The organism is Janthinobacterium sp. Bl 1 (assembly GCF_058215535.1).
In genome coordinates, this window is sequence record NZ_CM177086.1 from 2,910,924 (window position 1) to 2,932,906 (window position 21,983).

The following is a 21,983-nucleotide window of genomic DNA, read 5'->3' on the forward strand; positions in this document are numbered from 1 at the left end:
CCGCAACAATGACTGATCCGATCAACCAGGACGCCGCCCAGCGCGTCCTGGCACTTACGGCCGAACTCAATCGGCATCTGCACGCCTACCACGTGCTCGACAATCCCACCATCCCCGACGCCGAGTATGACAAGCTGTTTGTCGAACTGCAGGTGCTGGAAGCGGCTCATCCCGACTTGCGCACGCCCGACTCGCCTACCTTGCGCGTGGGCGCGGCGCCCTTGCCGCAATTCGAGCAAGTCACGCACACGGTGCCGATGTTGTCGTTGAATAATGGTTTCTCCGATGACGATATCGTCAATTTTGACCGCCGCGTGCGCGAAGGCCTGGGCCTCGATGGACAGGACGTCGCGTATGCGGCCGAAGTGAAATTCGATGGCCTGGCCATCAACTTGCGCTATGAAAACGGCCTGTTCGTGCAGGCGGCCACGCGCGGCGATGGCGCCACGGGCGAAGACGTGACGGCCAATATCCGCACCATTTCCGGCATCCCTTTGCGCCTGCATGGCGACAAGATTCCGGCCCTGCTCGACGTGCGCGGCGAAGTGATGATGTTCAAGGGCGATTTTGCCCGCCTGAACGAACGCCAGCGCGAAGCGGGGCAGAAGGAATTCGCCAACCCGCGCAATGCGGCGGCCGGCAGCCTGCGCCAGCTCGATTCGCGCATCACGGCCCAGCGCAAGCTGCGTTTCTATGCGTATGGCATCGGCGCCCTCGATGGCGCCGCCATGCCGGCCTCGCATTCGGCCTTGCTGGACTGGTACGAGACCCTGGGCATCCCCGTGTCAAAAGAGCGCAAGGTGGTGCGGGGCGCGCAGGGCTTGCTTGCCTACTACGCCGATATCGGCGCGCGCCGCCCCGCCTTGCCGTATGAAATCGACGGCGTCGTCTACAAGGTGAACGCGACGGAAGACCAGCAGGAGCTGGGTTTTGTCTCGCGTGCACCGCGTTTTGCGCTGGCGCACAAGTTCCCCGCCGAAGAAGCGCTGACGCAAGTGCTGGGCATCGATATCCAGGTGGGCCGCACGGGTGCCATGACGCCCGTGGCGCGCCTGGCGCCCGTCTCCGTGGGCGGCGTGACAGTGACGAACGCCACCTTGCACAATGAAGACGAAGTGCTGCGCAAGGATGTGCGCGTGGGCGACACCGTCGTCGTGCGCCGCGCCGGCGACGTGATTCCCGAAGTGCTGAGCGTGGTGCTGGAAAAACGCCCGGAACCTGCGCCGCTGCCTTTCAAGATGCTCGAAGCGTGCCCCGTGTGCGGCTCGCACGTGGTGCGCGAAGAGGGCGAGGCCATCGCCCGCTGCTCGGGCGGCCTGTTCTGCTCGGCTCAGCGCAAGGAAGCGTTCCGTCATTTCGCGGGCCGCCGCATGATGGATATCGAAGGCCTGGGGGAACGTTATATCGATACCCTGGTCGAACTCGAATACGTGCATGGCTTGGCTGACCTGTACAGCCTGACGCTTGATAAATTGCTGGAAATGAAGCTGCGTGCGGACGAGCGTGACGGTTCGACGCCAGAGACAGTGCAACAAGGCAAGATCCCCACGAAATGGGCGGAAAACCTGCTGGCCGGCATAGAAGCAAGCAAGCGCCCGCCGCTCGAACGTTTCCTGTTCGCGCTGGGCATCCGTCACGTGGGCGAATCGACGGCGAAGACTCTGGCCGAGTGGCTGGGCAGCCTGGCCTATGTGCGTCAAGCGCCAGCGGCCTTGCTGCGCGTGCTGCCCGATATCGGCGGTACGGTGGCGGAATCGATTGCCGATTTCTTTGCCGAAGAAAAGAATCAGCAGGCGTTGCAGGCATTGCTGGACGCTGGTGTCATGCCGCAGGGCGAACATGCGCCCAGCGCCAAGCTGCGCACGCAGCTTGAGGAAACCAAATTGCTGGCGGCCATCGGTATCCCGAAACTGACGGAGCCGCGCAGCAAGCAATTGGTGGAGCGGGGTGTGACCCTGGCCAGCCTGGCCGCGCAAGGTGCCAGCTTCCACGCGGGCTTGCCGGCTGCCGTGGCCGAAGCGCTGGCGCAATGGCTGGCCGATGAGAGCAATGTCAAGCTGCTTGCTCAACTGGACGCCCTGCGAAATGAATTAATGTCACAATTGCCTGAAATGCCAGCCGCTGGCGGCAAGCTGGACGGCAAAACCTTCGTCTTGACGGGCACTTTGCCCAACATGAGCCGCGACGAGGCTGCCGAGCTGATCGAGGCGGCCGGTGGCAAGGTCAGCGGTTCCGTGTCGAAGAAGACAGCTTATGTCGTGGCTGGTTCGGACGCTGGCAGCAAGCTGGTCAAGGCCCAGGAGCTGGGCGTGGCCATACTCGATGAAGCGGGTTTGCTGGCCCTGCTGGCGCAAGACTAATCATTCAAATATTGCAGAGGACCCATGAAAAAAATCAGAAAAGCAGTCTTTCCCGTCGCCGGCCTGGGCAGCCGTTTCTTGCCCGCGACCAAGGCGCAACCGAAGGAAATGTTGCCCATCGTTGACAAGCCGTTGATCCAGTACGCGGTGGAAGAAGCCGTGGCGGCGGGCGTCACGGAAATGATCTTCATCACGGGCCGCAACAAGCGCGCCATCGAAGACCATTTCGATACGGCCTATGAACTCGAGTCGGAACTCGAAGCGGCTGGCAAGCGCCAGTTGCTCGAGATGGTGCAAAACGTCATTCCCAAGCACATCAATTGCATTTACATTCGCCAGTCGGCGCCGCTGGGCCTGGGGCATGCCGTGCTGTGTGCCCGTCCCGTGATCGGCGACGAGCCGTTTGCCGTCTTGCTGGCCGACGATTTCATGGATGTGGAAGAGGGTGTGCGCCCCGTGCTGGCGCAGATGGCCGATGTCTTCCAGTACGAAAATTGCTCGCTGCTGGCGGTGCAGGATGTGCCACGCGCGGAAACCAGGCAATACGGTATTGTCACGGCAACGAATTATCAGCCTGACCTGGAGCTGGTTTCGGGGATCGTGGAAAAGCCCGTGCCGGAAGAGGCGCCGTCGACCCTGGCCGTGGTGGGCCGCTATGTGCTGACCAGCCGCATCTTCGAGCACCTGGAAAACATCGGTACGGGCGCCGGCGGCGAGATCCAGCTGACGGACGGCATCGCCGCCCTGATGCGCGAAGAGCGCGTGCTGGCTTACCGTTACAAGGGGCAGCGTTATGATTGCGGCTCCAAGCTTGGTTATCTGAAGGCAACGACGGCGATGGGCATGAAACATCCGGAAACGGGCGCCGCCTTCCGCGCTTACCTGCAAGAACTGCAATCGGCACTGGAAGCAAAATGACCGTACGTGAAATTCTCAAGATGGGCGATCCGCGCTTGTTGCGGATGGCCGAACCCGTGCGCGAATTCGATACACCCGAATTGCATGCCCTGATCGCCGACATGTTCGACACCATGCATGCGGCCAATGGCGCGGGTCTGGCGGCGCCGCAGATCGGCGTCAACCTGCAACTGGTGATCTACGGCTTCAAGCAAAATCTGCGCTATCCGGACGCGCCGCAAGTGCCGGAAACCGTGCTGATCAACCCGGTGCTGACGCCTTTATCGGAACGCAAGGAAGAGGGCTTCGAAGGTTGCCTGTCCGTGCCCGGCTTGCGCGGCAGCGTGCCGCGCTGGAGCGAGCTGCACTATGAAGGCGTGGACCAGTTCGGCCAGCCCATCAGCCGCGACTGCGACGGCTTCCATGCGCGCGTGGTGCAGCATGAAGTGGACCATTTGCACGGCATTCTGTATCCGATGCGCATCGTCGACTTCACGCAGTTTGGTTATACCGAGGTCATGTTCCCGGACCTCGATCCAAACGACGACGACTGATCGGTGCCTGAGAAAACGCCCATGGCGGCGTTGCATTGCCCTGACGTTCTATTCGAGGTGCCTTCGTCTTTGCGCATTGCCCTGAACATTTTTCAGGTGCCTCGTACTTGTGACTATCACACATAAAAAATGGCCGCGCAGCAATCAGCTGGGCGGCCATTTTTATGTGTGAAGCGAACCTAGCGCACTTTGCGGTTGCTGCCCAGGTTATCGAGCAAGTTCTTCAACTCATCCTGCATGGCATCCGTCAGGTTCAGGAAGCGGCAGCCGATCTGCACCTGCTCGCCCAGCAGGAAGGAGCGGAAGGTGCGCGACAGGCGTATTTCCAGGTCCGCGATCATGACCTTGTTTGGCCCCAGTTCCAGGCGCACGCGCGACAGCTTGCGGCCCACGTACAGACCGACCGTGTCGCGCGGGTGGGCGCGCATGCCGATGCCGCCGGCCGAGAAATCATACAGCTGCAATTCATACGGCCGCCCCTCAAGCACGAAGGCGGCCAGATAGTAAACGCCCAGCGGCGTTTCCAGGCGCGTCGATTCACGCCGTTCCAGTACCAGGCAATGACTGGGGAAGTTTGTCAGGTAGACGTTGGGGCGGTCGGGATACGCTTGCCATTCGCCATTGATGGTAAATTGCAGCTTGGCGCTTTGCACCCACGACACGAACGTGGCGCCACCGGGCGGCAGGGTCGCGCCTTCATTGAGCTCCAGCACGAATTGCGGCAGGTCATCGTCGACGGACAGGATGCGCCCCAGGATGACGTCTTCGCCGCCCGTCGGGTAGATGGAAATGGCGTCGCCGTTGTCAGCCAGGCTGCACAGGGTTTCGCCGATATCCCACGGATCGCTCATATGGTGCGGCTTGGTGCCGGGGGCCATCGGTTCGGCCACGTCAGCCAGACTGGGCGCGCCCTTGCGCAGGGGATTGGGGATGGGATCGTTCACGACAGCGTATCTCTTTTGTTCTGATGGGGAATAGTGTATAGGTTTAAGGCAATATTTACTAAGTAAATCACAATAATTGATTTTATATCACTATATTCCTGTTGCTTATGTGTCCTGGCATGCGAGGCGCGCGCTTAAAATTGCTCGTCCGCACTCAAGTAACGCCATTGGCCCGTCGGCAAGTCACCGAGTTTGACCTTGCCGATGCGTACGCGTTTCAATCCCAGCACTTTCAGCCCCACGGCTTCGCACATGCGGCGGATCTGGCGTTTCTTGCCTTCACGCAGGGTAAAGCTCAGCTGGTCTTCGTTTTGCCAGCGCACTTTGGCCGGCAGCAGCGGTTTGCCATCGAGCCACAGCCCGTGGTTGAGCTTTTTCAGTTCGCTGTCGGGCAGGGTGCCGCCCTTGGTGTAGCTCACGCGCACCAGGTATTCCTTGTCGATATCGGTATCGTGGCCGATCAGCTGCTTGGCCACGCGGCCATCCTGCGTCAAGACCAGCAAGCCGACGGAATCGATGTCCAGGCGGCCGGCGGCCACCAGGCTGCGCAGCTGGGTCGGATGAAACTGTTCCGGACTGCGGTCTTCGGCCCAGCGGTTTTCCGCCTTGATCAGGGCCACGGCGGGCGTGTAGCCGTCTTCGGCCTGGCCGCTGACGTAGCCGACCGGTTTGTTGATCAGCACGGTGACCCGCTTCGATTGCTCGGCCGCCGCCTGGCGTTCCACGGTGACTCTCTGGCTCGGGTAGACCTTGCTGCCCAGCTCGGACACCACCTTGCCATCCACGCGGACCCAGCCGCGGGCGATCCATTCATCGGCTTCGCGGCGCGAGCACAGGCCCAGTTCGGACATGCGTTTGGACAAGCGTAATAATTCTTCGGTCATGTTGTTTCAGTTTCAGTAAGGGTAGGCGCTGCGCGGAAGGCTTACACCTTCAGCGCATCGAGTAAATCGGTTTCCAGCAATATCTGGTTGCGGGCATTGTTGAGCGCGGGGCCGTCGACGAGGAAGACGTCTTCGACCCGCTCGCCCAGGGTCATGATCTTGGCCGTATGCAAGTTGACGCGGTACTTGGTCAGCACGTTGGCGATCGCATACAGCAGGCCCGTGCGGTCGTTGGCCGCCACCGACAGCAAATAGTATTGGCCCTTTTCATCGGGCCGCAAATCCACGGTCGGCTGGAAGGGGAAGGTGCGCGACAGGCGCGACAGCCGTCCCTTGCCCGGCGGCGGCAGCGGCGTTTGCGACTGCAGCAGCTCGCCCAGCTCATGCTCGATCAGGCTGATGATGTCGCGGTAGCTCTTGGCAAAATTCTGCTCGGTGACGAGGAAGGTGTCGAGCGCATAGCCGTTTTTCGTCGTGTGGATCTTCGCGTCGAGGATGCTGAAATTCTTGCGATCGAAATAGCTGCAGATGCGCGCGAACAGGTCGGGCTGGTCGGGAATGTACACGGCCACCTGCAAGCCTTCGCCGATGGGCGCCAGCCGGCATTTTACCACCGGCAACTTGCTGTCGAGCTTGTCATACAGCGAGCGCGTCTGCCAGGCGATGTCGGACGCGTCGTGGCGCAGGAAATACGCCACGTCCAGCTGCTGCCACAGTTTCAAATGGGCATCCGGCGGCAAGCCGTACAGGCGCAGGGTGGCCAGCGCTTCCTGCTGGCGGTTTTTCAGCTCGCGGTCGGCCGTGTGCGGCTCGCCGCCCAGCACGCGCAGGGTGATCTTGTACAGGTCTTCCAGCAGCTTGCCCTTCCAGGCATTCCACACTTTCGGGCTGGTACCGCGGATGTCGGCCACCGTCAGCAGGTACAGGCCCGTCAGGTGGCGCTCGTCCTTGACCACTTTCGCAAAGGCGGCAATGACGTCGGGATCGGACAAGTCCTGCTTTTGCGCCACTTGCGACATAGTCAGGTGATTTTCCACAAGGAATGCCACCAGTTCCGTGTCTTCTTGCGTCAGGCCGTGGTCCTGGCAGAACTGGGTGGCGTCGGCCACACCCAATTTGGAATGGTCGCCGCCGCGGCCCTTGGCGATGTCGTGGAACAGGGCCGCCACGTACAGCAGCCACGACTGCGAGAAGTCGGCCATCAGCTGGCTGCAGAACGGATATTCGTGCGCGTGTTCGCTCATGGTGAAGCGGCGCATATTGCGCACCACCATCAGAATGTGCTGGTCGACCGTGTACACGTGGAACAGGTCGTGCTGCATCTGGCCCACGATGCGGCGGAAATTCGGCAGGTAGCGCCCCAGGATGCTCATCTCGTTCATGCGCCGCAGCGCGTGGATGATGCCCACAGGCGCCTGCATGATGCGCAGGAAGAGGGCGCGGTTGACGGGGTCCTGGCGGAAGGCGGCGTCGATCTTGAAGCGCGCATGCCACAGGGCCCGCGTGGCGCGCGACGTCATGCCCTTCAGGGCCGGGCGCTCCGTCATCAGGACAAAAATTTCCAGCATGGCCGACGGATATTGTTCGAACGTGTCGTCGGCGCTGATGTCTATCAGGCTGTTGACTTCATTGAAGCGCTCGTTGATGGGCACGGCCACGTCGTCTTGCGGAAACAGCCGTGCCTCGATGTTTTGCAGCAAAATCGTGTTGAGCTGGGTCACCGTCTTGGCGGCCCAGTAGTAGCGCTGCATGAGGAATTCGCTGGCGCGGCGCATGTGCGGCCCGCTGCCCGTCGCTTGCAGGCCCAGCGATTCGGCGATCGCCGTCTGCACGTCGAACACGAGGCGGTCTTCGCGCCGTCCCGCGTGCAGGTGCAGGCGTACGCGGATATCCTTGAAGGCGCGTTCCTTTTCCATCAGCTGGCGCGCTTCCGTCAGGGTGATCAGGCCGCTCGTGGCCAGGGTGCGCCACGAGTTCGCCAGGTCGGCCGCCTTGGCCACCCACAGGATGACCTGCAAGTCGCGCAGGCCGCCCGGGCTTTCCTTGCAATTCGGTTCCAGGCTGAAGGCCGTGTCTTCGTACTTGGCGTGGCGCTGGCGCATTTCCGCCGTTTTTGCCTGGAAGAAGGCCTGCGGGTCCATGGCCGCGTCATAGCGCTGCTGCAATTGCGCGAACAGGTCCGCGTTGCCACACACGAGGCGCGCTTCGAGCAAGCTCGTTTGCACGGTGATGTCGGCCTTCGATTCGACCAGGCATTCATCGACCGTGCGGATGCTGTGGCCGATTTCCAGGCCCAGGTCCCACAGCAGTTGCACCAGTTCCTCGAGCTTTTCCTGCGTGGCGGGGTCCGGCGCCTGTTGCAGCAGGATCAGCAGGTCGACGTCGGAATACGGAAACAGTTCGCCCCGGCCATAGCCGCCCACGCCCACCAGGGCCGTGCCGGGTGGCAAACCCGCTTCCTGCCAGGCACGCGCCAGCACGCCATCGACGCTGTGGCGCAGGCTGCGCAGCAGTTTTTCAGGCTTGCCGTCGGCCTGGAAGGCCGCAATGACGACCTGGCGGTCGGCTTTCAGTTGCTGTTTCAGCTGTTCCCGAACTTGCTTTTTCATCTGGGCCCTGGGTGGCGGTGCGTGGTATGGAAGATCAGGCTTTGTTCAGGATCAAGGCGGGCGGTGGCGGCATGCCGGGCGAGACGGTCAGCACTTCATAGCCCGTTTCCGTGACCAGCACCGTGTGTTCCCATTGCGCCGACAGGCTGCGGTCCTTGGTTTTGATGGTCCAGCCATCGTTCATTTCGCGGATTTCGCGGCGGCCCGAGTTGATCATCGGCTCGACGGTGAAAATCATGCCCGCTTCCAGGCGCTCCAGGGTGCCTGGTTTGCCGTAGTGCAAGACCTGCGGTTCTTCATGGAAGACCTTGCCGATGCCGTGGCCGCAGAATTCGCGCACCACGCTGTAGCCGGCTTTCTCGGCATGCTGCTGGATGGCGTGGCCGATATCGCCCAGGTGGGCGCCCGGCTTGATCTGGTCGATCCCCAGCCACATGCACTCATAGGTGATTTCCGACAGGCGCTTGGCCAGGATGGTCGGCGTGCCGACGAGGAACATGCGGCTGTTGTCGCCATGGTAGCCATCCTTGATGACGGTGATGTCGAGGTTGACGGAGTCGCCGCTTTTCAGGACCTTGTCGCCGGGAATGCCATGGCAGATGACGTCGTTGACGGAGGTGCAGATGGCTTTCGGATAGGGCGTATAGCCGGGTGGGCAATAGTTCAGCGGAGCAGGGATGGTACCTTGCACGTTGACCATGTATTCGTGGCACAGGCGGTCCAGTTCGCCCGTCGTGACGCCGACCTTGACGAAAGGAGTGATGTAGTCGAGTACTTCGGCGCCGAGCTTGCCGGCAACGCGCATGCCTTCGATGTCGGCGGCGGTATTGATACGGATGGTGGACATGGTGTAATTCGCAATCTGCAAGAATTCAGGTGAAAAGCACAGACGATTCCTGCTGTACGGGAAAAGTCTGCAAATATGTCGAAATTATAAACGAGGCGCCCTCAATCCGCCGCCTCCTTCCTATGGCCGGAAGGTGATTGTGGGGAGAAAGCGGATGAAAAGACGGTGTTGCCACGCCTTGCACCATTCTGGTGCGGTGGGTGTTTCCGCAGGGCGCGCGATTTGCAGCGCGGACTTGATGCTGCAGGCATTTCAGTGTAGAATCCCGGGTTGCTTGAATTCTCTTTTAAGCAATGCAGTAAAACAGTGTCTTTAATTTATATAAACACGCGAATCCGGTCGACAAGGGTGCCTGTATGGTGACTGATCGGATTCCAGACCCAACCCTGGAGTTAATAATGTCCGTAACAATGCGCGAAATGCTGGAAGCCGGTGTCCACTTTGGTCACCAAACCCGTTTTTGGAATCCAAAAATGGCACCGTTCATCTTCGGCCATCGCAACAAGATCCACATCATCAACCTGGAAAAAACCATGGCGATGTACCAGGACGCAATGAAGCACGTGCGTCAACTGGCTGCAAACCGTGGCACCATCCTGATGGTTGGCACCAAGCGTCAAGCTCGCGAAATCATCGCTGCTGAAGCACAACGCGCTGGCGTGCCTTTCGTTGATCAACGTTGGTTGGGCGGCATGCTGACCAACTTCAAAACGATCAAAACCTCGATCAAGCGTCTGAAAGACATGGAAGTGATGATCGAAGACGGTTCGATCGAGAAGCTGTCGAAAAAAGAAGCGCTGATGTTCTCCCGCGAAATGATCAAGCTGCAAAAATCGATCGGCGGCATCAAGGACATGGGCGGCGTTCCTGACGCAATCTTCGTCGTCGACGTTGGCTACCACAAAGGTGCGATCACCGAAGCAGCTAAACTGGGTATCCCGGTCATCGGCGTTGTCGATACCAACCACTCCCCAGAAGGCGTGAACTTCGTGATCCCAGGTAACGATGACTCCTCGAAAGCCATCATGTTGTACGCTCGCGGTGTTGCTGATGCAATCATCGAAGGCCGTGCAGCTGCCGGTAACGAAGTTGTTGAAATGGTTAAAGCAGCCGCTGGCGACGAATTCGTCGAAGTTAACGAACAGGCTTAATGGCCAGGCTATCGCAAGATAGCCGTTTGTAAGCACAGCAGTAAGGGAAAAGGGGTGGCAGCAGCTCCCCCTTTTTTTTAACAAAAAAACGATAGTGACCGCTGGCGAGGCATGCATGCCCGGCCGCGACTATCGACTCACCGAATCAGGAGAAACACATGGCAGCGATTACAGCAGCGATGGTAGGCGAATTGCGCGGCAAAACCGACGCACCAATGATGGAATGCAAAAAAGCACTGACCGAAGCCGAAGGCGACATGGCTCGTGCGGAAGAGATCCTGCGCGTCAAACTGGGCGGCAAGGCATCGAAAGCATCGGCACGCATCACCGCTGAAGGCGTCGTGGCAACCTACATCGCCAATGGCGTAGGCGCCTTGGTCGAAGTGAACTCGGAAACCGACTTCGTTGCGAAAAACGACGATTTCCTGGCACTGGCCAACAACGCTGCCCGTCTGGTAGCGGAACACAACCCGGCTGACGTAGCTGCCCTGCTGGCCTTGCCACTCGACGGCAAGACCCTGGAAGACGTGCGCGCTGCCCTGATCGGCAAAATCGGCGAAAACATGACCATCCGCCGCTTCCAGCGTTTCGAAACCAGCGCCAAGCTGGCTTCGTACCTGCACGGTTCGCGCATTGGCGTGATCGTCGAATTCGACGGCGCCGATGAGCAAGTAGGCAAAGACGTGGCCATGCACATCGCTGCCATGAAGCCAGTGTCGCTGTCGTCGAACGAAGTGCCAGCGGAACTGATCGAAAAAGAGCGTTCGGTTGCACAACTGAAAGCCGAAGAAGACGCAGCCAAAGCGGCCGCCGAAGGCAAGCCAGCGCAATCGCCGGAAATCCTGGCCAAGCGCCTGGAAGGTTCCGTACAGAAGTTCCTGAAAGAAGTTTCCCTGCTGAACCAAGCTTTCGTGAAAAACGACAAGCTGTCGGTTGAGCAAATGCTGAAGGCGGCTAACACCAGCGTCAAAGGTTTCGCCATGTACGTAGTGGGCGAGGGCATCGAGAAGAAGCAAGACGACTTCGCAGCAGAAGTCGCAGCACAGATGGCTGCCTCCCAGGGAGCGTAAGTAAAGCGGGCCGAGAGGCCCGTTTTTTTGGCCCGCCCGCACCTGTCGTGCCGGGCGGCGGCATGGGCAGCTTCCTCCCGCCTATCCGGCGCTGCAAGGCGCTGCGCCATGTCATACTCGAATAACCTCATTTATGGAGCCCCAGCTCATGTCAAAACCAGCCTACAAGCGCGTCCTCCTCAAGTTGTCCGGCGAAGCCCTGATGGGCGATGATCCCTACGGCATCAACCGCGCCACGATCGAGCGCATGGTGGCCGATGTGGCCGAGGTGGCGAAGTTGGGTGTGGAACTGGCAATCGTGATTGGCGGCGGCAATATCTTCCGCGGCGTCGCGCCTGGCGCGCAAGGCATGGACCGTGCCACCGCCGACTACATGGGCATGCTCGCCACCGTGATGAACGCACTGGCCCTGGCCGATGCCATGCGCCACGTCGGCATTACCGCGCGCGTCATGTCGGCCATCGGCATCGAACAAGTGGTCGAGCCGTACGTCCGCCCGAAAGCCCTGCAATACCTGGAAGAAGGTAAAGTGGTCGTCTTCGCCGCCGGTACCGGCAATCCGTTCTTCACCACCGACACGGCAGCGGCCCTGCGCGGTTCCGAGATCAGCGCCGAGATCGTCCTGAAGGCCACCAAGGTCGACGGCGTCTACACGGCCGATCCGAAGAAGGATCCGAACGCCACCCTGTTCCACACGATTACGTTCGACGACGCCATCGCCAAGCACCTGCAAGTGATGGACGCCACCGCATTCGCCCTGTGCCGCGACCAGAAACTGCCAATCAAGGTGTTTTCGATCACCAAGCCAGGCGCGCTGATGCGCGTAATTCTCGGTGAAGACGAAGGTACCTTGGTTCACGTATAGAAATAAGGAGCACCGAGAAACCGTCCATGGCTGCGTTGCAGCGCCTCGCCGTACTATTCGTACTGCCTTCGGCGCTGCGCCTTGCCCTGAACGGTTTTCGGCACTCTTGACGGGCGCCAGCCGCTCGTTATATGGATGTAATTGCAAGATTAATTTATCATTAATAACGCCTGACAAAACCGTCGCGAGCGGAAGGGGGTTGTGGCTGAGAAGCGCAACCGTACAATTGTACGGTGAGCATCGCAGGCCGCAAATACCGACACGCAGCAGGTTTTGACAGGCGTCACTACAGGAGTACAGTAATGTCCTTAGCTGACGTTAAAAAGAACGCCCAGGAACGTATGACGAAATCGCTGGAAACACTGCGTGCCGACCTGGCCAAAGTGCGTACCGGCCGCGCCCATACGGGTATCCTGGACCACGTGATGGTCGATTACTACGGTTCGCCGACGGCGCTGACCCAGGTCGCCAACGTGACCCTGATCGACGCGCGCACCATCGGTGTGCAGCCGTATGAAAAGAAAATGGCCTCGACCATCGAAAAAGCCATCCGCGACGCCGACCTGGGCTTGAACCCGTCGGCGCAGGGCGACCTGATCCGCGTTCCGACGCCGCCGCTGACGGAAGAGCGCCGCAAGGAAATGGTCAAGCTGGTCAAGAGCGAAGCGGAAGACGCGAAGATTGCCGTGCGTAACATTCGCCGCGATGCGAACGAGTCGCTGAAGAAGCTGGTCAAGGAAAAAGCCTGCTCCGAGGACGATGAGCGCCGCTCGTCGGAAGAAGTGCAGAAGCTGACGGACAAGTTTATTGCCGATATCGACAAGATGGTTGTCGACAAAGAAAAAGAAGTGCTGACCGTCTAGTTTTCAGTCCTTTTGACGCTGCCCGGGAAAGCATGGCTTTTCCGGGCAGTGCTATTTGGAGCATAATAGTTATCTTTTATTTTTGGTATTCGTGTTTTCATGATCTATTCGAGTTCGACAACGGCAGTGCCTGAAGTGGGTACGGTGCCGCGCCATGTGGCAATCATTATGGATGGCAATGGTCGCTGGGCAACCAAGCGCTTCCTGCCGCGCGTGGCGGGCCACGTCAAGGGCGCGGACGCCGTACGCGGCATCGTCGAGACTTGCCTCGAGCGCGGCGTCGAATACCTGACCCTGTTTGCCTTCAGCTCGGAAAACTGGCGCCGCCCGGAAGAAGAGGTGTCGATGCTGATGCGCCTGTTCGTCACCATGCTGGAGCGCGAAGTGGTGAAGATGCATGCGAACGATATCCGCCTGAAAGTGGTGGGCGACTTGTCGCGCTTTAATGAACAGCTGCAAACGCTGATTGCCGATGCCGAACGCAAGACGGCGCGCAATACGCGCCTGACGGTGTCCATCTGCGCCAATTACGGCGGCCGTTGGGACATCATGCAGGCAGTCAACAAAATGACGGCCGAGGCCGCAGCCAATGGCCAGTCTGCCGGGCACGCTTACACGGAAGAGCAACTGGCGCCGCACCTGGCCATGGCGTACGCGCCCGAGCCCGACCTGTTCATCCGCACGGGCGGCGAGCAGCGCATTTCCAATTTCCTCCTGTGGCAACTGGCGTACACTGAGTTGTTTTTCACCGAGACTTTCTGGCCCGACTTCAATGACGAGTGCCTCGACGCGGCAATCGCGTCTTACCAGCAGCGCGAACGGCGCTTTGGCCGTACCAGCGCGCAATTAACTGAAAAGACAAACTGATGCTGAAAACACGGATAATCACCGCCCTGGTCCTCCTGGCGGTCTTGCTGCCCGTTCTGTATCTGAATTATTTCCCCGCCTTCGCCGTGATCGCCACGGCGTTCTTCGGCGCCGCCGTCTGGGAAAGCTTCCGCATCTTTAAAAATCGCCATGCGCTGCTGATCGCCGCCGTCTGGACTGCCGCCTTCGCGTATACGTTCTTTGTCGGTAACGGCATGGCGCAGCTCAATTTCTGGTTCGCCCTGTGCGTGGCCATCTGGCTGATCCGCTTCGTGCCTTCGCTGGCGACGGGCTTGCCACCGACCGAAGGCCTGGGCAATACCTTGCTCAGCCTCGTGTACCCGGTGACCATCGTCGGTTGCTTCGTTGCCATCATCGCCTTGTTCCTGCATAGCCCTTTGTACCTGCTGTCCGTCATGGCCCTCGTATGGATCGCCGATATCGGCGCCTATTTCTCGGGCAAGGCGTTCGGCAAGCGCAAGCTGGCGCCAAGTATTTCCCCAGGTAAATCCTGGGAAGGCGCCATCGGCGGCGGCATCGCCGTGCTGCTCATCGCCGCCATCACGATTATCGCCGCGCCATCGCTGCCGGTCCTGCAAGACACCTTCGCCGTGCAACTGCAATTGCGCCGCGGCTGGCTCGTGGCCTTGCTGGTGCTGCTGCTGGTCGTTGCCGCCAGCATCGTCGGCGACCTGTTCGAATCCCAATTGAAGCGCCGCGCCGGCATCAAGGACAGCAGCAATCTGCTGCCTGGCCATGGCGGCGTACTTGACCGTATCGACGCGTTGATCCCGGTCCTGCCATTTGCCGCCCTCGTGGCCAGCTGGCTTTAAGGAAACACATGCAATACATCACTATCCTTGGCGCGACCGGCTCGATCGGCGTGTCCACCCTGGACGTGCTCGCGCGTCATCCCGAGCAATACAGCGTGTATGCGCTGAGTGCGCACAGCCGCGTGGCCGAACTGGCCGCCCAGTGTTTGCAATTTCGTCCCCAGCGCGCCGTCGTCGGCACGGCGGATGCCGCTCTTGAACTGACGCGCTTGCTGCGCGGGCAGGGCGTGTCTACCGAAGTCGAGTATGGCGTGGAGGCATTGTGCGCCATCGCCAGCGCACCGCAAGTGACGGGCGTGATGGCGGCCATCGTCGGCGCGGCCGGCCTGGCGCCGACCCTGGCGGCGGCGCGTGCTGGCAAGAAGGTATTGCTGGCCAATAAAGAGGCGCTGGTCATGTCCGGCCAGCTGTTCATCGATGCCGTGCATGACAACGGCGCCGTGCTGCTGCCGATCGACAGCGAACACAACGCCATCTTCCAATGCATGCCGCACGCCCATGGCCGCGCACCAGGCGCCGCGGGCGTGGCGAAAATCGTGCTGACGGCGTCGGGCGGTCCCTTCCTCACGCGCGACGTCGAGACGCTCGACACGGTCACGCCGGACCAGGCGTGCAAGCATCCGACCTGGGCCATGGGACGCAAGATTTCCGTCGATTCGGCCACCATGATGAACAAGGGCTTGGAAGTGATCGAGGCGCACTGGCTGTTTGGCGCGCCAGCGGACCAGATCGAAGTGCTGATCCACCCGCAAAGCGTGATCCATTCGATGGTCTCCTACATCGACGGTTCCGTGCTGGCCCAGCTGGGCAATCCGGACATGCGCACGCCGATCGCCCATGCGCTCGCGTATCCGCAGCGCATCGCTTCGGGCGTGGCGCAGCTGGACCTGGCCCAAGTGGCCACACTGCAGTTCGAACGTCCCGATTTCCGCCGTTTCCCTTGCCTGGCGCTGGCCTTTGATGCCTTGCGCGCGGGCGGCACGGCGCCGGCTTTGCTGAATGCAGCCAATGAAGTGGCCGTGCAAGCGTTTCTTGACGAGCAGATCGGCTTCCGCCAGATCGACCGGGTCATCGCGCACGTGATCGAGACGGTGCCGCACGGCGCCGCTTCCAGCATCGAAGCCGTGATGGAGCAGGACCGCCTGGCCAGAGTGGTCGCGCAAGCATACATCGCGCAAAGGCTGGCTGCATGACCTTGATTACGACATTGCTGGCGTTCATTGTTGCGCTGGGTTCACTGATTACCTTGCATGAGCTGGGCCACTACCTGGTGGCGCGCTGGTGCGGCGTGAAGGTGCTGCGTTTCTCGATCGGCATGGGAAAAGTGGTGTATTCGCGCAAGTTTGGCAAGGACCAGACGGAATGGGCGATTTCCGCGCTGCCGCTGGGCGGTTATGTCAGCATGCTCGACAGCCGCGCGCAAGACCTCAGCGACTTGCCGGAAAGCGAATTGCGCCGCGAATTCACGCGCCAGAGCGTGTGGCGCCGCATCGCCATCGTGGCCGCCGGCCCGCTGGCCAATTTCCTCGTCGCCATCGTGCTGTACGCGGGCCTGTTCATGTATGGCATCGAAGAGCCGTCGAGCAAGCTCGGCCCCGTGGCCGAACAGACTGCCGCCTATGCGGCCGGCCTGCGCAGCGGCGATACCGTTGAAACGGTCAACGGCAAGGCCGTGGCCAGCTGGTCCGAGCTGCGCTGGGAACTGATCCAGGCCACGCTCGACAAACAGCCGGCGCGCATCGAAGTGCGCCGTCCAGACCGTGGCCAGCAGGAAGCGACGTTGCCGACGGCCAGCCTGACGGAGACGGACCTGGAAGGCGACGTGCTGGGCAAGCTGGGCCTGACCCTGGCCCGTTCCGCGCCCACACTGATGGAAATCATGCCCGATGGCGCCGCCGCGCGCGCCGGCCTGCAGAAAAACGACCAGATTCTCGCCATCGACGACCAGCCCGTGCACGACGTGGCTGCCGTCATCGCCACCCTGAGCCAGGCGCCGGGCCGGACCTTGCAATTGCAACTCTTGCGCCAGGGGCAGGACCTGACCCTGTCCATTACGCCGGATGCCGTGCCGGGCGCAGGGGCAGAGGGAGCTGTAACAGTTGGTAAGATACAAGCAAAGCTGGGACAGGTGCCGGATATGATCACCGTGGCATCGGGACCGTTCTCTGCCGTGGGCAAGGCGTCCGCCAAGGTCTGGGATACCAGTGTCATGAGCCTGAAAATGCTGGGCAAAATGGTCACCGGCCAGGTGTCGCTGAAGAATGTGACGGGGCCCATTACCATTGCCGATTACGCGGGCCAGACGGCGCGCATCGGCCTGGTAAGCTACCTGAGCTTCATCGCCTTCATCAGTATCAGTCTGGGCGTGATGAATTTGCTACCCATTCCTGTTCTGGATGGCGGGCATTTGCTGTATTATTCGCTGGAAGTTTTGACCGGACGCCCCTTGCCGGAGCGCGTAGGCGAGATTGCCCAGCGCCTGGGGATCGGTTTGTTGCTGACCTTGATGGTGCTTGCCGTCTTTAATGACGTGTTGCGATTGCTGAATTAGGGCGGTGGTTGATGCCATTGCGTGAGTCGCACAAGCAATCTTTTGTGTATGTTGTCCATTGATTTACCCATTGAATAACCCCAATGAAATTACATTCTGCTCGTTTTGCCTTGCCTTCCTTTCGCCGCAGCCTGATCGGCGCCGCCGTCATGGCTTTCTGTTCCGGCCACGCGCTGGCCGTCCAGCCATTTACTGTCAAGGACATCCGGGTCGAAGGGATCCAGCGTACTGAAGCGGGCACCGTGTTTGCCTACCTGCCGGTGCGGGTCGGCGAAACGTTCTCCGACGAGAAGAGCGTTGCCGCAATCAAGGCCCTGTATGCGACGGGCATGTTCAAGGATGTGCGCCTGGAAGCCGACGGCGACGTGCTGGTGGTGCTGGTCGAGGAACGTCCGGCCATCGCGACCGTGGAGTTTACCGGTACCAAGGAATTTGAAAAGGACGTGCTGGTCAAGGCGCTGAAGGAAATCGGCGTCGGTGAAGCCAAGATTTTCGACAAGGCGTCCGTCGACCGCGCGGAACAGGAGCTCAAGCGCCAGTACCTGTCGCATGGCCTGTACGGCGTGAAGATCACCACCACCGTCACGCCGATCGAGCGTAACCGCGTCAACGTGGTGTTCGCCGTCGACGAGGGCGACGTGGCCCGCATCAAGCAGATCAACATCGTCGGCAACAAGGCCTTCACCGACAAGGAACTGCGCGAGCAGCTGGCCCTGAACACGGGCGGCTGGTTCAGCTGGTACACCAAGGCCGATCAATATTCGAAGACCAAGCTGACGGGGGACATCGAGTCGCTCAAGTCCTACTACCTGGACCGCGGCTATATCGAGATGCAGGTCGACTCGACGCAAGTGTCGATCACGCCTGATAAAAAAGATATCTACCTGACGATCAACATCACCGAAGGTGAAAAGTACAAGATCGCCGGCACCAAGTTCGAAGGCGAGATGTTCGGCCGAGAAGAAGAGCTCAAAGCGCTGAACCTGATGCGCGAAGGCGAAATCTACTCGGGCGCCCGCCTGACTGCCACGAACAAGCGTATCCAGGACCGCCTGGCCACGTTCGGCTACGCGTTTGCCAACGTCAACGCCAATCCCGAGATCAACCGCGAAAAGCATGAAGTCGGCTTTACCTTCTTCATCGATCCGGGCAAGCGCGTGTACGTGCGCCACATGAATATCGCCGGCAATACGACCACGCGCGATGAAGTCATCCGCCGTGAATTCCGCCAGTTCGAATCGTCCTGGTACGACAGCAACAAGATCAAGCTGTCGCGCGACCGTGTCGACCGCCTCGGCTACTTCAAGGACGTGACCATCGACACGCCGGAAGCGCAGGGCACGACCGACCAGGTCGACGTCAACGTGACGGTGGTGGAAAAACCAACCGGTAACTTCCTGATCGGCGGCGCCTTCTCGCAATCGGAGAAGTTCACCCTGTCGGCATCGATTTCGCAAGCCAACTTCGCCGGTAGCGGCAACACGGTCGGCATCGAACTCAATACCAGCCATTACAGCCGCACGATCGCGTTTTCGCAGACCAATCCGTACTACACGGACGATGGCATTTCGCGCAGCTTTGAAGTCTACCTGCGTACGACGGAACCGCCGGCGCTGAACATCGGCAGCTACAAGATCAAGCAGACCGGTGGCCGCGTCAGTTTCGGCGTGCCGTTCTCGGAAGTCGACACCGTCTTCTTCGGCATCGGCGCCGAGCGTTCGCGCATCGAAACCGATGTCACCAGCCCGATCCGCTTCAAGCAGTACGTGGTCGACAATGGCGGCCCGTCCGACGGTATCGGTTCGGCCACGACGAACTCCATCCCGCTGACGGCGGCATGGCAGCGCGACAGCCGCGACAGCGCCCTGACGCCATCGATCGGCCGCTACCAGCGCGTCAACCTGGAGGCTGACCTGATCGGCGACCAGAAATACTTCCGTGCCATTTATGAGCACCAGTATTTCCGTCCGCTGTTCAGCAAGGTCACCCTGGCGCTGAAGGGCGAGCTCGATTACGGCCACGGCATCGGCAAGCACGTGTATCCGGTCTTCAAGAACTTCTACGGCGGCGGCATCGGTTCGGTGCGCGGCTACCTGAGTTCCTCGTTGGGCGCGGTCGAACCGAGCACCAACGATGCCTTGGGCGGTGCTTCGCGCCTGATCGGTAACGCGGAACTGCAGATGCCATTCCCTGGTTCGGGCAATGACCGCAGCTTGCGCTGGTTCGGTTTCCTTGACGGCGGCCAGGTCTACCAGGAAGGCGAAAAAATGCGTCTGTCGCAATTGCGCTATTCTGCTGGCCTGGGCATCAGCTGGATTTCACCGGTGGGCCCGCTCAAGCTGAGCTATGCCAAGCCGCTGAACGCCAAGCCGACGGACCGCCTGGAGCGCTTCCAGTTCCAGATGGGCACCGGTTTCTGACCGGGCCATCTGAACCGGGGCGACAGCTTTTACTTTTTGACCATGGAGTATCATGAACACCGCATCCGCTACCCTGCCCAAGACCCTTGCCGTGATCGCATTGTGCTGGAGTTCGCTGTTGCCGGTGCAGGCGCAGGCTCAGGAGTCGAAGATCGCCTGGATCAGCAGCGAACGTATTTATAACGAATCGAGGCTGGCCAAGCTGGCCAGCGCCAAGCTGGCCGAAGAGTTCCGCTCGCGCGAAAAAGCCGTGCAGGAACTGGCGGCCCGCTTCAAGGTGGCCAATGAAGCCCTGGAAAAGGACATGCCGACCCTGAGCGAGGCGGAGCGCGCCAAGCGCCAGCGCGAGTTTTTCGAGCTGGACAAGGAATTGCAGCGCCGCCAGCGCGAGTTCCGCGAAGACCTGAGCCAGCGCACGAACGAAGAGCGCAGCGCCATCGCGGAAAAAGCCAACACCATCATCCAGCAGATGGCGCATATCGAAGGATATGACATCGTTCTGCAGGAAGCCCTGTGGGCCAGCCCGCGCATCGACATCACCGACAAGGTTTTGAAGGCGCTGGACAAGTAATCGAAACGGTTTCAAGCCTGGCAGTGCCGTAGCGAGCGGATGTGAGTTGTGGTTGAGAAGCGGAACTGTGCTGGAGCACAGTGAGCATCGGAGACCGCAAATCGCGCCGCGCAGTAGGCATAGTCAGGCGTTTTTATAAGGGTCTATAGATGGGCACTCGACTAGGTGACTTGGTCGAACGCTTCGGCGGGCAGTTGACGGGCGATCCTAACCTGGAAGTTTCAGGGATCGCACCGCTGGCCGACGCCGGCGCTTCGCACATCAGCTTTCTCAGCAATAGCAAATTCCGCGCACAGGCGGCCCAGAGCGGCGCTTGCGCGCTGATACTAACGCCGGCCGACGACGCGCTGATCGGCGGCGACTACGCCGGCGCGCGCATCGTCACTCCGAACCCCTATGTGTATTTCGCGCGCGCGGCGCAGTACTTCGCCGCCCTGGCCGAGATCAAGGCGCCCGTGGGTATCCATGCCAGCGCCATCGTCGATGCCAGCGCGCAGGTCGACGCCACTGCCTCGGTCGGGCCGCGCGCCGTGATCGAAGCGGGCGCCGTGATCGGTGCCGGCTGCGTGATCGGTGCCGGCTGCGTGGTGGGGCGCGACGCCGTCATCGGCGCCGGTACCCAGCTGTTCGCCAACGTGACTTTCCACGCGCGCTGCGTGATCGGCCAGCGCGGCATCATCCATTCGGGCGCCGTGATCGGCACCGACGGATTCGGCTTCGCCAACGAAGGCGGCGTGTATATCAAGATTCCGCAGACGGGCAGGGTGGTGATCGGTGACGATGTCGATATCGGCGCCAACACCACCATCGACCGCGGCGCACTGGCCGACACCATCATTGAAGATGGCGTCAAGCTCGATAACCAGATCCAGATCGGCCACAACTGCCATATCGGCGCGCACACGGCCATGGCTGGCTGCGTCGGCGTGGCGGGCAGCGCCATCATCGGCAAGTACTGCACCTTTGGCGGCGCCGCCATGGTGCTGGGCCACCTGACCATCGCCGACCGCGTCCACGTGGGCTCGGGCAGCATGGTCTCGCGTTCGATCGCGGAGCCGGGCCAGTACACGGGCTTCTATCCGCTGGCCAAGAACGCCGACTGGGAAAAGAGCGCCGCCATCGTGCGCAACCTGTCAAGCATGCGCGAGAAAATCCGCGCGCTTGAAAAAACAATTAAAACACTGACCACGCAAGACGAAAAATGACTACTGAAAAAAAGACCCTCGACATCCTCGCCATCAAATCGCTGCTGCCGCACCGCTACCCGCTGCTGCTGGTCGACCGCGTGCTGGACTGGGAAGCGGATAAAACCATCACCGCCATCAAGAACGTGACGGTCAACGAAGAGTTCTTCCAGGGGCATTTCCCGCACAAGCCGGTCATGCCTGGCGTGCTGATGATCGAAGCGCTGGCGCAGACGGCGGCCCTGCTGTCGTTCCTGTCGATGGGCGTGAAACCGGACGAAAATTCGGTCGTGTACTTCGTCGGCATCGACAATGCGCGCTTCAAGCGTCCTGTTGAACCGGGCGACCAGCTGAAGATGGATGTGGAAATCCTGCGCGTCTCGCGCGGCATCTGGAAATACAAGGCCGTTGGTACGGTTGACGGCAAGCTGGCGGTGGAAGCGGAACTGATGTGCACCATCCGCAGCGCGCAAGATGCCAGCCAGTCTGCGAGCCAGCCAGCGGGGCAGTAAC

19 protein-coding genes are annotated in these 21,983 nt (G+C 60.6%); 15 read left to right on the forward strand and 4 right to left on the reverse strand.

Annotated elements, in window-relative coordinates; all coding sequences use genetic code 11:
• Positions 1-8 precede the first annotated feature (8 nt).
• From ligA to def, 3 genes are read left to right on the forward strand one after another with little or no spacing between them, the layout of a single operon-like run.
• Complete coding sequence (ligA, locus tag AC4BCN_RS13270) at positions 9-2,360, forward strand: NAD-dependent DNA ligase LigA (RefSeq protein ID WP_490493503.1); 2,352 nt, start codon at positions 9-11, stop codon at positions 2,358-2,360.
• 24 nt (positions 2,361-2,384) lie between these two features.
• Positions 2,385-3,278: a UTP--glucose-1-phosphate uridylyltransferase GalU gene (gene galU / locus AC4BCN_RS13275; protein WP_490493504.1), complete on the forward strand. Its 894-nt coding sequence runs from the start codon at positions 2,385-2,387 to the stop codon at positions 3,276-3,278.
• The gene (gene def / locus AC4BCN_RS13280; protein WP_034752265.1) at positions 3,275-3,811 is read left to right on the forward strand and encodes a peptide deformylase; all 537 of its coding nucleotides are present in this window, start codon (positions 3,275-3,277) and stop codon (positions 3,809-3,811) included. The genes galU and def overlap by 4 nt, the downstream gene beginning before the upstream one ends.
• Before the next feature lie 179 nt (positions 3,812-3,990).
• On the opposite strand, the gene AC4BCN_RS13285 is transcribed toward def, so the two are convergent.
• The 4 genes from AC4BCN_RS13285 to map form a co-directional block, all read right to left on the reverse strand.
• A complete protein-coding gene (locus AC4BCN_RS13285) occupies positions 3,991-4,755 on the reverse strand; it encodes a flagellar brake protein (protein WP_139092745.1) in 765 nt (254 codons plus the stop codon).
• Between the two features lie 134 nt (positions 4,756-4,889).
• Positions 4,890-5,639: a pseudouridine synthase gene (locus AC4BCN_RS13290; protein WP_034752263.1), complete on the reverse strand. Its 750-nt coding sequence runs from the start codon at positions 5,637-5,639 to the stop codon at positions 4,890-4,892.
• Between the two features lie 41 nt (positions 5,640-5,680).
• Positions 5,681-8,248, reverse strand: a complete 2,568-nt coding sequence (locus AC4BCN_RS13295; protein WP_490493505.1) for a [protein-PII] uridylyltransferase — start codon at positions 8,246-8,248, stop codon at positions 5,681-5,683.
• A 34-nt stretch (positions 8,249-8,282) separates the two neighbouring features.
• Positions 8,283-9,095: a type I methionyl aminopeptidase gene (map, locus tag AC4BCN_RS13300; protein WP_035826955.1), complete on the reverse strand. Its 813-nt coding sequence runs from the start codon at positions 9,093-9,095 to the stop codon at positions 8,283-8,285.
• A gap of 398 nt (positions 9,096-9,493) precedes the next feature.
• On the opposite strand from map, the gene rpsB reads away from it, so the two are divergent.
• From rpsB to fabZ, 12 genes are all read left to right on the forward strand, one after another.
• Complete coding sequence (gene rpsB / locus AC4BCN_RS13305) at positions 9,494-10,246, forward strand: 30S ribosomal protein S2 (RefSeq protein WP_086137733.1); 753 nt, start codon at positions 9,494-9,496, stop codon at positions 10,244-10,246.
• A 158-nt stretch (positions 10,247-10,404) separates the two neighbouring features.
• On the forward strand, positions 10,405-11,316 hold the full coding sequence (tsf, locus tag AC4BCN_RS13310) for a translation elongation factor Ts (RefSeq protein ID WP_034752260.1): 912 nt from the start codon (positions 10,405-10,407) through the stop codon (positions 11,314-11,316).
• Positions 11,317-11,464: 148 nt separating this feature from the next.
• Positions 11,465-12,181: a UMP kinase gene (gene pyrH, locus AC4BCN_RS13315; RefSeq protein WP_076569768.1), complete on the forward strand. Its 717-nt coding sequence runs from the start codon at positions 11,465-11,467 to the stop codon at positions 12,179-12,181.
• A gap of 302 nt (positions 12,182-12,483) precedes the next feature.
• Entirely contained in the window at positions 12,484-13,044 is a 561-nt protein-coding gene (frr, locus tag AC4BCN_RS13320; protein ID WP_034752256.1) for a ribosome recycling factor, read from the forward strand.
• 99 nt (positions 13,045-13,143) lie between these two features.
• Positions 13,144-13,911, forward strand: a complete 768-nt coding sequence (uppS, locus tag AC4BCN_RS13325; protein ID WP_456149450.1) for a polyprenyl diphosphate synthase — start codon at positions 13,144-13,146, stop codon at positions 13,909-13,911.
• The gene (locus AC4BCN_RS13330) at positions 13,911-14,744 is read left to right on the forward strand and encodes a phosphatidate cytidylyltransferase (protein WP_490493506.1); all 834 of its coding nucleotides are present in this window, start codon (positions 13,911-13,913) and stop codon (positions 14,742-14,744) included. Before uppS ends, AC4BCN_RS13330 begins: the two co-directional genes overlap by 1 nt.
• A gap of 8 nt (positions 14,745-14,752) precedes the next feature.
• On the forward strand, positions 14,753-15,937 hold the full coding sequence (ispC, locus tag AC4BCN_RS13335; protein WP_490493507.1) for a 1-deoxy-D-xylulose-5-phosphate reductoisomerase: 1,185 nt from the start codon (positions 14,753-14,755) through the stop codon (positions 15,935-15,937).
• Positions 15,934-17,295, forward strand: a complete 1,362-nt coding sequence (gene rseP, locus AC4BCN_RS13340; RefSeq protein ID WP_490493508.1) for an RIP metalloprotease RseP — start codon at positions 15,934-15,936, stop codon at positions 17,293-17,295. Before ispC ends, rseP begins: the two co-directional genes overlap by 4 nt.
• Before the next feature lie 83 nt (positions 17,296-17,378).
• The gene (gene bamA, locus AC4BCN_RS13345; RefSeq protein WP_139092751.1) at positions 17,379-19,715 is read left to right on the forward strand and encodes an outer membrane protein assembly factor BamA; all 2,337 of its coding nucleotides are present in this window, start codon (positions 17,379-17,381) and stop codon (positions 19,713-19,715) included.
• A 52-nt stretch (positions 19,716-19,767) separates the two neighbouring features.
• A complete protein-coding gene (locus tag AC4BCN_RS13350) occupies positions 19,768-20,286 on the forward strand; it encodes an OmpH/Skp family outer membrane protein (protein ID WP_046684967.1) in 519 nt (172 codons plus the stop codon).
• A 149-nt stretch (positions 20,287-20,435) separates the two neighbouring features.
• On the forward strand, positions 20,436-21,491 hold the full coding sequence (gene lpxD, locus AC4BCN_RS13355; RefSeq protein WP_490493509.1) for a UDP-3-O-(3-hydroxymyristoyl)glucosamine N-acyltransferase: 1,056 nt from the start codon (positions 20,436-20,438) through the stop codon (positions 21,489-21,491).
• Positions 21,488-21,982, forward strand: a complete 495-nt coding sequence (gene fabZ / locus AC4BCN_RS13360; protein ID WP_034752234.1) for a 3-hydroxyacyl-ACP dehydratase FabZ — start codon at positions 21,488-21,490, stop codon at positions 21,980-21,982. The genes lpxD and fabZ overlap by 4 nt, the downstream gene beginning before the upstream one ends.
• The last annotated feature ends 1 nt before the right edge of the window (position 21,983 follow it).